The organism is Nostoc sp. C057, from assembly GCF_013393925.1.
GTDB classification, from domain to species: domain Bacteria; phylum Cyanobacteriota; class Cyanobacteriia; order Cyanobacteriales; family Nostocaceae; genus Nostoc; species Nostoc muscorum_A.
Map to the genome: position 1 here is coordinate 3229645 of NZ_CP040281.1, position 11267 is coordinate 3240911.

General features: G+C 40.5%; 7 protein-coding genes and 3 pseudogenes. 9 read left to right on the top strand and 1 reads right to left on the bottom strand.

Annotated features, from left to right (window positions below):
• Positions 1-175 precede the first annotated feature (175 nt).
• The 7 genes and pseudogenes from FD724_RS13990 to FD724_RS40840 all read left to right on the top strand — a co-directional run bounded on the left by FD724_RS13990 (position 176) and on the right by FD724_RS40840 (position 9088).
• Positions 176-1750 (top strand): GMC oxidoreductase, encoded by a 1575-nt coding sequence (locus tag FD724_RS13990; protein ID WP_179073040.1) that lies wholly within the window; start codon positions 176-178, stop codon positions 1748-1750.
• Positions 1751-1864: 114 nt separating this feature from the next.
• Positions 1865-2245 carry a hypothetical protein gene (locus FD724_RS13995; RefSeq protein ID WP_242060865.1) on the top strand — a complete coding sequence of 127 codons (381 nt, stop codon included), beginning with the start codon at positions 1865-1867 and terminating at the stop codon, positions 2243-2245.
• 730 nt (positions 2246-2975) lie between these two features.
• A complete protein-coding gene (rppA, locus tag FD724_RS14000; protein ID WP_179073041.1) occupies positions 2976-3710 on the top strand; it encodes a two-component system response regulator RppA in 735 nt (244 codons plus the stop codon).
• Positions 3711-3755: 45 nt separating this feature from the next.
• Positions 3756-5090, top strand: coding sequence for a two-component system sensor histidine kinase RppB (gene rppB / locus FD724_RS14005; protein WP_114084977.1), 1335 nt, complete (start codon positions 3756-3758; stop codon positions 5088-5090).
• Positions 5091-5468: 378 nt separating this feature from the next.
• Positions 5469-6365, top strand: coding sequence for a DUF389 domain-containing protein (locus FD724_RS14010; RefSeq protein ID WP_372726513.1), 897 nt, complete (start codon positions 5469-5471; stop codon positions 6363-6365).
• A gap of 234 nt (positions 6366-6599) precedes the next feature.
• Positions 6600-7607, top strand: a complete 1008-nt coding sequence (locus FD724_RS14015) for a mechanosensitive ion channel family protein (RefSeq protein WP_114084976.1) — start codon at positions 6600-6602, stop codon at positions 7605-7607.
• A pseudogene (locus FD724_RS40840) lies at positions 7604-9088 on the top strand (DUF2254 domain-containing protein). The gene FD724_RS14015 and the pseudogene FD724_RS40840 overlap by 4 nt, the downstream one beginning before the upstream one ends.
• 215 nt (positions 9089-9303) lie before the next feature.
• On the opposite strand, the pseudogene FD724_RS14030 reads toward FD724_RS40840, so the two are convergent.
• A pseudogene (locus FD724_RS14030) lies at positions 9304-10320 on the bottom strand (transposase).
• 175 nt (positions 10321-10495) lie between these two features.
• On the opposite strand from FD724_RS14030, the pseudogene FD724_RS40845 reads away from it, so the two are divergent.
• Together FD724_RS40845 and FD724_RS14035 are read left to right on the top strand one after the other, a co-directional pair.
• A pseudogene (locus FD724_RS40845) lies at positions 10496-10678 on the top strand (sodium:proton antiporter); the annotation flags it as partial.
• 215 nt (positions 10679-10893) lie between these two features.
• Entirely contained in the window at positions 10894-11217 is a 324-nt protein-coding gene (locus FD724_RS14035) for a plasmid pRiA4b ORF-3 family protein (RefSeq protein WP_179073042.1), read from the top strand.
• The last annotated feature ends 50 nt before the right edge of the window (positions 11218-11267 follow it).

Consider the following 11267-nt stretch of genomic DNA (forward strand, 5'->3'; position numbering starts at 1 on the left):
ATCCATTAGAGAGAAGCAATATTGTAATTAAAGCTTTAGTCTAAGCATAAGAATCTGTCTTTAGAGCTATTTAAATTTTGATAAAACTTATAAATGAACTTAAAACATTGCCAAATTACTTGACAGCATGAAAGAAATTAAACCGTAATTAATATGAAATTACTAATTATCAATTATGACTAGCATCACAGAACATTACGACATTATTATTATCGGTACAGGAGCCGGTGGAGGTACATTAGCCCACCGCCTTGCACCTACAGGTAAAAAATTTCTCGTACTGGAAAGAGGCGACTTTTTACCGAGAGAGAAAGCTAACTGGAACCCAGAGGAAGTCTATCAAAAACATCGTTACCATACTGATGAGCAATGGTATAACAAGGAAGGTAAAGCCTTTCAACCTCAGACAGGTTACTGGGTTGGTGGCAATACCAAACTCTACGGTGCAGCCCTAATTAGATTCCGGGAGCGAGATTTTGAAAGGGTAATTCATAAAGGAGGAATTTCTCCAGAATGGTCTTTGAAGTATCAAGACTTTGAGCCATACTACACCCAAGCAGAAAAGCTATATGACGTGCATGGACAGGAAGGAGAAGACCCCACAGAACCACCTCGCAGCGAACCATATCCTTATCCGCCAGTCAGCCATGAGCCAGATATGCAGTCTCTCGCTGATGGCATTCGGGAACTGGGTTATTATCCATTTCACCTGCCATTAGGATTAAAGCTGAATGAAAGCGATCGCACCAAGAGTCCCTGTATTCGCTGCGATACTTTTGACGGATACCCCTGTTTAGTACAAGCAAAAGCCGATGCTGATGTCAACGCCATTCGTCCGGCTCGTGAAAAGTATGCCAATGTTACTCTTTTAACTAATGCCAAAGTCTTGCGGCTGCATACCAGTGAGTCGGGGCGAGAAGTGACAAAGGTAGAAACTGAAATTGGAGGAGAGCAACATTGGTTCACAAGCGATATTGTGGTTGTTGCCTGTGGTTCTGTCAACTCAGCTGCTTTGCTGTTACGCTCTGCTAATGACAAACATCCCAACGGATTAGCAAATAGTTCCGATCAAGTGGGGCGGAATTTCATGAAGCAACTGGAAACGGCCATAGTTTCCATACATCTAGAAGTGAATCACGCCAACTTTCAAAAAACCATCGCTGTCAACGATTTTTACTGGGGAGAGCCGGATTTCCCCTATCCAATGGGCATGGTGCAGAATACAGGTAATGTACTTGCCGATATGATTCCCGGAGAAGCACCGCCACTGATGGCTCCATTTGTCAAGCTGATTCCTCATTTTGAGCGCCATTTGCTGGCCAAGCGATCGGTTGGCTGGTGGTTACAGACAGAAGATTTACCAGATCCAAATAATCGGATTCGGATGGTGGGCGATAAGATTCATGTTGACTATACACTGAACAATAACGAAGCAAGCGATCGCTTAATTCATCGCTGGACATCTGTACTCAAGTCAATCCCTCACTCTGCTAAACACGTCTTGCCATTTAGCATTTATCCCCGCACTCATCTACCTGAACAAGCAGTTGCTCATCAATGCGGCAGTTGTCGATTTGGCACAGATCCCAAAACCTCAGTTCTTGACATCAATTGCCGTACTCATGATGTCGATAATCTCTATGTGGTAGATAGTAGCTTCTTTCCGTCAAATTCCGGTGCTAACCCTACACTCACGATTATGGCGAATGCGTTGCGTGTTGGCGATCTACTTGTAGCACGCTCCGTGTAGCAAAATCCCGTTCACCCTTGGCATCCCGTAGGGAAGGGTACACTAAGGCATAGCTTAACTATTGAAATGAACTAGGTTATCGGTCAAGAGTAAATAGTAAAAAGGAGAAAGATTATGACCAAAGATGAACGACAAATTACACCAATTGAGCAACCACAGATTCAATCTCAACAGGACGAGTCAGAACAGATAAATTCTGATCCCTTAGTGACAGGTCTAGGTGCTGTGGGAGGTGGCTTTGCAGGAGCCGCGCTGGGTCGCTCAATTGGTGGTAAGATGGGTGCTGCAATTGGTGGGCTTGCAGGGGCAATTACTGGTGGGCTTGCAGCCAATAAGTTGGCAGAATATGTAGAGGAATTTACTGAAGAACTCGAACCAACAGTTGGATTGGGATTAGGAGCAAATCACAAACCAATTGAATTACCTAGTCACTATAGTTGGGAAGAACTACAAGCACTATCAAAACCCCAAGGTGAAAAAATGCAAGCTATATAAACAAAAAATTAATTACGAATTACGAATTAATCCAAATTGAAGAAGAATTCAGAAGTCACAATTCAGGAGCGGAGGCGGAGACGCTCCGCCTCCGGTCAGAATCAAGACGCTCGATAGCGACGCGCAAAGCGAATCCTTGAGCGTCTAACTCGCTCTAAGCGTTGGCGCAGCCTCTCGTAGAGAAGCTTATGCCGTTCGCGTTAGCGTCTCTGAAAGAGAAGGCTTTACGCTGCGCTATCCACTTTTTCGTACAAAATTCATTCTGTTAGGGGTAGCGAGGCGGTTTAACCCATTCTGACTCCTGAATTCTGTTCGATAATCATGTCAATAAAGGCAACCCACAGTCACAATGGAGTCATATTCTTACTAAGAAAATGTTTTTGTTACAACTATGTTATTGATAGTTGTAACATCGTTTATAAAATAGCTATACCAGTCCTAAATTATTCGTGAAAAGCCCTACTTATTACCTCTCTGTGTTCTCTACATCTCTGTGGTTCGATTAAAAAAATATTTTTCAAAACTCATTTATGATTGCTATATAAAGTTTGCTTCCTACTATTGAGATAATAATTATTGATAAGTCAAAAAGCAGAAAAACTTTATTTTTGTATGAATCAAAAACTATGGAGGCATCAATATTTATTTCTTGAGTATAATAAAAATTTCATAATTATTTTACTTTTTTGTGAAAGCGTAATTAAAGAAGGCTTTTAGCATTGGGTTGACTATGCGGCTAATATTAGTTGAGGATGAAGCAGATTTAGGTTCAGCAATCAAACAAGTCCTGAGCCATGAGGCGTATATAGTTGACTGGTTTCTAGATGGTACTCAGGCATGTCAATATTTAGAAACTGGCTGGACTGAGTACACACTTGCGATTTTTGATTGGATGCTGCCTGGAGTTTCGGGGATAGAGTTGTGTAAATGGTTGCGATCGCGCCAATTAATTCTACCTGTATTAATGCTAACGGCTAAAGACCGGATGGAAGAAAAGATTATTGGTTTAGATAGCGGTGCAGATGATTATTTAGTTAAACCCTTTGATATGGCAGAACTGCTGGCAAGATTGCGGGCATTACAACGGCGATCCTCTTACGTAGGAGCAACGCTAACACCTCAAGTCCAACCCCGCCGTTTACAAGTAGGTTGTCTGACACTCAATTACAGCACTCATCAACTTACTCGTCAGTCTGGTCACGGAGAAAATCAAGTATTCTTTTTAACTATCAAGGAATTTCAATTGTTGGAATATTTCATGAGACATCCTAACCAAATTGTCAGCCGCGACCAAATTATTAATCAGCTTTGGGAAATTGGTGCAGAACCAGTTAGCAATGTCGTAGCAGCACAAATTCGCTTATTGAGACGCAAATTAGGAGAAGAAGAGAACGAAGCTTTAATTGAAACTGTTTATGGTGTGGGCTATCGTCTCAATATTCCGGCTGCGGAAATAGGCAGATGATTTCTGCTAACTGGACAGTGACACTTTCACCAAGGTTATAGAAATATGGAACGCAACCCGATTTTCCACCAGACTAGGTTGCGCCTGGCAGCTTGGTATACCCTCGTCATGGGCGGTATTTTAGGGCTATCTAGTTTGGGGGTTTATAGTGTGGTTGCCCATGCCTACTATGAAACCATAGACCAGGGATTGCAATCAGTCGCAAACGCACTCCATAAAAGTATTGAACCGGCTTGGCAACAACCCGGACAATTACAACGCCTGAATAAAGAATTTTCTTTAGAATTATGTGTGGGTCAGACAAATTGTTTGCCTAAAAGAACATCTATTAAAAAATCAATCACAGAGGTGGCGAATCCAGTTAATTACTATATCCGCTTATTGGATCGCTCAGGAAAACTTTTTGCTAGTGGAGGCATGGAACTTGACAATTTTCCGATTACCTCAGCATTAGAGCATTGGCAAATATTAACAGATGACTCTGGCACTCGATACCGCGAAATCACTTTACCTTTGTATACTCAAAACCAGGTTTCGGGTTATCTACAAGTGGCGCGTAGTATCACTGATTTAGACCAACATATTGCTTATTTAAGATTAGCTTTGGTGTTGGGATTGCCAATTTCCATGATTTTCGTTGGGTTGTCTAGTTGGTGGTTGGCAGGAAGGGCAATGCAACCTGTATATCTTTCCTACCAACAAATGCAACAATTTACTGCTGATGCTGCCCATGAGTTTCGCACACCTTTAGCAGCAATGTACTCTACTATTGAAGCTGCTATCAAGTTACAGCAAGAACCAAAATCCAATGGGGGAATTTTAGATGTACTCAAACGCCAAAATCGGCGCTTATCACAATTAGTTGGAGATTTATTGCTATTAACTAGGATAGACCAAAAAGAACTAACAGGAGAATATCAATCTTGCTGTTTGAATGATTTAATTAGCGATTTAACTGAGGAATTAGCATTTTTGGCAGTAGAAACTAAGGTAAATCTCTCTAAACAGGTGCAAGTCTCAGAAAAACTGTATGTGATGGGATATGAAGAACAGCTTTATCGCTTAATTTCCAACTTAATTGCCAATGCAATTCAAGCTACATCTAGCGGTGGAAAAGTCACGGTTTTTTTAGAAAAGAGTGAGCTTTACGCCATGATTAAAGTTGAAGATACAGGAATTGGTATTGCTGTTGAACATCAACAGCGAATTTTTGATCGCTTCTACCGAGTAGATCGCAACCGCTCTCGCACCTCTGGCGGTTCAGGATTGGGATTAGCCATCGCAATCGCGATCGCCAGAGCGCATAAAGGCAATATTCACGTTCAAAGTCAACCTGGCCTAGGTAGTACATTTACAGTTCGACTTCCACTTTCATCCTGACTTCTGGAAATAAATGTTGCTATCTAATGCATTATTTATCTTGATAACGATATTCTATGCTAAGTAAGTTGGTGGGAATAAACCAAATTATATTACGAAACATAAATATGCTTAAAACCCTTACCAATGAACAATGACAAAGGACTAATGAAAATCACCGCCAGTTAGCTTTAATTACACCGACTTACTTAAAGCTTTTGTTTAAAATCCAGAATCTAAAATCATTTGATTTGGAGGAGTTTTGATAAATAATATTCGCGATCGCTTTCGGGGTTTTAAGCGCAAAAGAGTTGAACCATCACAACTAAAACAGTTAGTACATGAATTGTTGGAAGAGTCTAGTCTCGACGCAACATATTTGATTTTGATTATTGGCTCATGTGCGTTAGCGAAGCTCCTCCGAAGGAGATCGCTACATTTGGTCTACTTGCCAATAGCAATGCTGTAATTATCGGCGCAATGATTATTGCACCTCTAATGTTGCCAATTCGAGGTTTAGCCTTTGGTGCATTAATTGGAAATATTAACCTATTTCGTAAAGGCGTAATAGCAGTATTTTTAGGCACATTACTAGCACTTTTAATTTCTTGCAGTATCGGTTGGATCGTTAATCTACCTAGTTTCGGCAGTGAAGTGCTATCTCGCTCCAAACCTAACCTACTTGATTTGGGTATTGCAGTCGCAGCAGGTTATATCAGTGGCTACGCTAAGGTTAATTCAAAAATCTCTGCTAGTGTGGCAGGGACAGCAATAGCTGTTGCCCTTATGCCCCCAATTTGCGTCATCGGTTTAGGTCTAGCAAAATTTAACTTGTCACTCAGCTTAGGAGCGACTTTGCTCTACCTAACGAACCTTTTGGGTATTAGCCTTGCTTGTATGCTGACATTTTTATTCACCGGCTATTCTCCTGTCGATCGCGCCCAAAAAGCGCTGCTATGGGCATTGGCGTTAACAGGTGTTTTACTGATACCTTTAACTGTGAGCTTTACCCGATTAGTTAGACAAGCAGAACTCGAAACCCATTTGAGAAAGGCACTGCTGAACCGAACTGTAACTTTTCAACGTTTGGAACTACTGAAAACTGATACTAATTGGCTGAGTAATCCGCCCCAAGTTCGCTTGAGTGTTAGCGCACAAGAAGCTGTAACATCAAAGCAAGTAAGTCTGTTAGAAGCGTTTCTTGAAAAAGAAACTGGGCAACGTTTTTACCTGATTTTTGAAGTTAGTCAGGTGAAAGAAGTCAGAGGAGAAAAATCAGATTCTCCTCACAAATAAAATAGATATCGACCGAGTTTAAATATCCGTTATTCTAAACTCTTCTACAGACGTAGAAGTGCTACCTCTGTACATTCATTTTTACCAGATGTCTAATATCTAAAATCCTATTATCTTGCCATAAAATAAATTTTTCATCCTATTTATAGATAGGAAAAACTAACTAAAGGTGGAGTTAAGTATCAGGATATTTTTATATGTTAATTAAGGTTGACTAATTAAGCAAGTAAGATCATGAATGCAGATATATCCGCACTCTGGGACAGAGTTCAGGGAATGATTAACGGATTCATTGTCTTACTGCCGAATATCGTGCTGGCATTGATTGTCTTTGCAATCTTCTTCGCGGTGGCTAGAGCGATTAAGAGAGTAGTTAAACGATTGACTCGCGATCGCCACCAAGCTCGGAATCTAGGACTAGTACTGGGACGCTTGGCGCAAGGTACAATACTGTTAATCGGGCTATTTGTTGCTTTGTCGATTGTAATACCGACATTCCGAGCCGGAGATTTGATACAACTACTGGGCATTAGCGGCGTAGCTATCGGCTTTGCCTTTCGTGACATCCTACAAAACTTCTTGGCTGGGATTCTGATTCTCTTGACAGAGCCGTTCCAAATCAATGACCAAATAGTTTTTAAAGATTTTGAAGGGACTGTAGAAAATATTGAGACACGAGCGACAACAATTAGAACTTACGATGGTCGCCGTATTGTGATTCCTAACTCAGAATTGTTCACTAATTCGGTAACTGTAAACACTGCCTTTGACAGTCGCCGACTACAGTATGATGTCGGTATTGGTTACGGCGATGATATAGACCGAGCCAAGGAGTTAATGCTTGAAGCATTGCATAGTGTGCCGGAAATACTGAAAGACCCTGCACCTGATGTGCTGCTCATGGAACTTGCCGAAAGTACCGTTAATATCCGCGTTCGTTGGTGGATTAACCCGCCACGACGTGCAGATGACCTCGCCTCAAGGGACAAGGTGCTTTCTACAATTAAGAAAACGTTAGTTGAAAACGGCATTGATTTACCCTTTCCCACACAGCAAATTTTATTCCATGACCAGACAGAAGAGATAGATGGCGATCGCTCCCGTCAGCGAGAAGGTTGGCCATCTGGTAAAGGCAAAGTACCAAAACCCCGCAACATTGGTGATTCACTCAGGTTACTTGCTCAAGAGCGCTCCTCACGAGATGACAACGGTAAGGTAGATGCTCAAATCAACGAACAATGAGAAACGTTAAATTAAGCAAACTTTGGGATCAGTTGCACTCAAGCTACTGGTTTATTCCAGCAGTAATGGCGGTAGTAGCTACTGCTTTAGCTTTCACAATGCTTACTCTTGACCGCACAGGCAAAGTGGGAATTGATTATTGGTGGATGTACACTGGTGGCGCAGATGGAGCGCGATCGCTTCTCGGATCGGTTGCAGGTTCAATGATTAGCGTTGCTGCGACAGCTTTTTCAATTACAATCGTGGCGCTTCAGCTGGCTGCTTCCAATTTTGGGCCGCGGCTTTTGCGTAATTTTATGCAAGACACTGGGAATCAGGTTGTACTTGGCACATTCATTGGCACTTTTATCTACTGCTTACTAGTACTTCGGACAATTCATGGACAAGGAGATGGATATGAACAGTTTGTACCACAACTTGCAGTCACAGTTGGTACTTTACTCGCCATTGTTAGTATTGGTGTTTTGATTTATTTTATCCATCATGCTTCAACCATCATTCAGGCATCGCACGTAATTGGAAATGTTAGTAGTGATTTACACAAAACTATTGATCGCCTGTTTCCCGAAAAAATTGGATATAGTAAAGCACAGCAGCAGGTAACACCGTCCATCCCAGTTAACTTTGAAGAAGAAGCTTGTCCCATTCGAGCGATCGCCACGGGTTATTTACAAGCAATTGATGACCAAGAACTCATAAATATTGCTTGTAAATACAATCTACTAATACGGCTTCAGACTCAGGGCAAACGCATCTAAAGTATAAGAATCCTTTAATAGCAAGGGTTTTGGCGTTTTTTAATTTAGCCTATTTTTTCATCAAGATCCTTGCCCAGCAAGGGTTTCAGAAATCCCGTGCGTTCGCCCTGGCTTCAGACTCGACCGGGAAAATTTATAGTCAAAGGTAGTGATTTAGTTATAGTTTTTCCTGGAGAAGTGTTAAATACAAAACTAGTTAATGAAATTAATGATGCTTTTATTCTGGGCATAGAACGTACAGAACAACAAGATGTAGAGTTTCCCATCGATCAATTAGTAGAAATTGCTCTGCGTGCCATTTCCCCCGGAATCAACGATCCATTTACTGCAATTCGCTGTATCGATCGAATTAGCGCCGGATTGTGTCACTTAGTGCAAAGGGATTTCCCTTCGCCCTACCGTTGCGATCGCAATAAAAAATTACGCATAATTGCCGAAGGAGCAGATTTTCAAAGATTGCTTGACCGTGCTTTTAATCAAATTCGGCAATATGGAAAGTCAGATGCAGGAGTAACTATTCGGTTATTAGAAACTATAGCTACCATTGCCAATTACACAAACAATAGTCAATACTGTAAAGCCTTACGATATCATGCTGACATGATTTTGCAGGACAGTAATGAGGGGCTATCACAAGAACAAGACCGCAAAGATGTACAAGAACGGTATTATGCTGTTATTAAATCTTTAGACTGTAACAGTGCTATTAAAAATTGGGATTAATCAGCAATGTTAACTTTAGTATAAAAACTATGAAAAAGGTATATATCAGTCCTAAGTTATTTCTGAAAAATTTCTCTTGATTCTTCTCTCCGTGTTCTCTGCGACTCTGTGGTTTGATTAAAAAATAATTTTAAAACTCACAAATGATTCCTACACAGGACTTACGCAACTGTCACAAGCAATGGCGCGGTGTAGCCGCGCCGTGCGCCAAACAACTAGGCAATAAACATGGGAACATTCGGACGTTTTAGTTGCTGAACTAAATAATTTGATAACAATCCATGCTTAATTTGATAGATTGTTTGACCAGTTTTATAAGCTAAATTTTTGAGCCTAAGCCAAACTAAAATAGCGCAGGCAATATGATTTCTTTGAATACGACCCTTACGACATTGGCATGATTCAATACCAGTCAATTGTTTTAATTCTCTATGAAACTCCTCAACCTTCCATCGTACCTTACACACTTTTTGTACAACGTCCGTAGAATCTTGAGATAAATCGTTTGTAGCGATAAAATCCGTTTTGTCGGTGGAGACAATTACCCGGAACAGTTTCACTTTTTTTCGCTTGAGGAAACTTTTTTATTTTAACTATTTTACCTGATTTCAACTCCTCTTCATTCCAAGATAACAATTCAACTTTTTGATAATCTTCTTCACCTGCTGTATCATCAACAAGTCGATTACGTTTTAGAGGACAATAATAATATTTTCCTAATCCATCAATATATAACATCAATTTATTTGTCGCATACCAAGTGTCCATCAAGACAGCTTGAAATGGTAAAACCTTATTATACACAAGGTTTTGCAGCATCTCCATCACATGGTCTATCTTTGTTTTTCTTTTTCTCGTTCTGGGTCATAAATGCGATAGTCAACTACCCAAAACTTTCCGAGTTCATGATTTACATATACACAATTTACTAGCCCAATCCCTTGAATTACACCATGCTCATTGCCACTATATTGGCGTTTACTTGGCTCTATTTCAATAGCATATCGTTTATCAATTACTGTGTCATCAAAAACCAAGTAGGCGTTCTCATTTATTTCTATTAAATCTTTCACGTTATCCCAAAGAATCCGAGGTGTTAATTTTTCGTTCTTTAAATAACGGTTGATTTTATCATGACTGATCTGCTCTAAATGCTCTGCCAAATTTGTCAGCGTATAATTAATCTGACTACTTAACAAGTACTGGCAATAGTTAAGTTTAGTAAATCTCATAAAGCTACAGGATTTATTTTATGCCTCCTCAGCTAATCTTCTCATGATTTGATGAATACTTAATACAGCCGATTACTGTTACTAATTTCAGCAATGTTCTCTGAGTACACCACCACCTTCTAGTACATAACTACTATAAAAATGCGATCGCACTGTGCCAGTTGCGTAAGTCCTGGAAATTGATAAGTTACTTGATGAATACCCAAATTTACAAGAATTTACAACCGAAGAACTGCGAGGGGAACTGCTGGCAATTGAAGCTGATACCTACGCTGAGTTTGTCCGCGCAGGTAAGTTAAATAAAGAACTGTCACCTTTTTTACAAACAACCCATGACAGAGCAGATGGGAAGGAATAAGTGTATGTCTCATAGTAATACCGTTTCACTTTAAGATTGATACAGATTCTTGCAGGGGGAGCAGGGGGAGCAAGAATAGTGATTTGTATGAATAATTTTGTGAAATGGTATAAGCGATCGCAACTTAACAAGATTGTAAACTCTTTAAGTTCTGTCTTCATTGAGAGCGATTTTTTTCGGGGGAGATGGGACTGGCAATACGGTAAGATGACGCAATGTCAGATTCTGAGCAACTTGTCATCTACCAGCTTCATATTTTTATCCTGGGCATCAGCCCCATGATTTGGCGTAGGATAAAAATCCGCAGCGACAGCACGATCGCCGATTTGCACTACATCATCCAGATAGTAATGGGATGGACTGATTCCCACTTACATCGTTTCATAATCCACGGTAAGCATTACGGGATTGCCCAAATTGAGGGAATGTGGTTTTCTGACGATCCTAAAGTTGTCAAACTATCAGATTTTGGCTGGCGAGGTAGAGAGCGTTTTTTATACGAATATGATTTCGGTGATAACTGGAAGTACTACCAATAGAAGGTGAAATAAACACTACAGCGATACGGAATAACTTACACACAATTGGT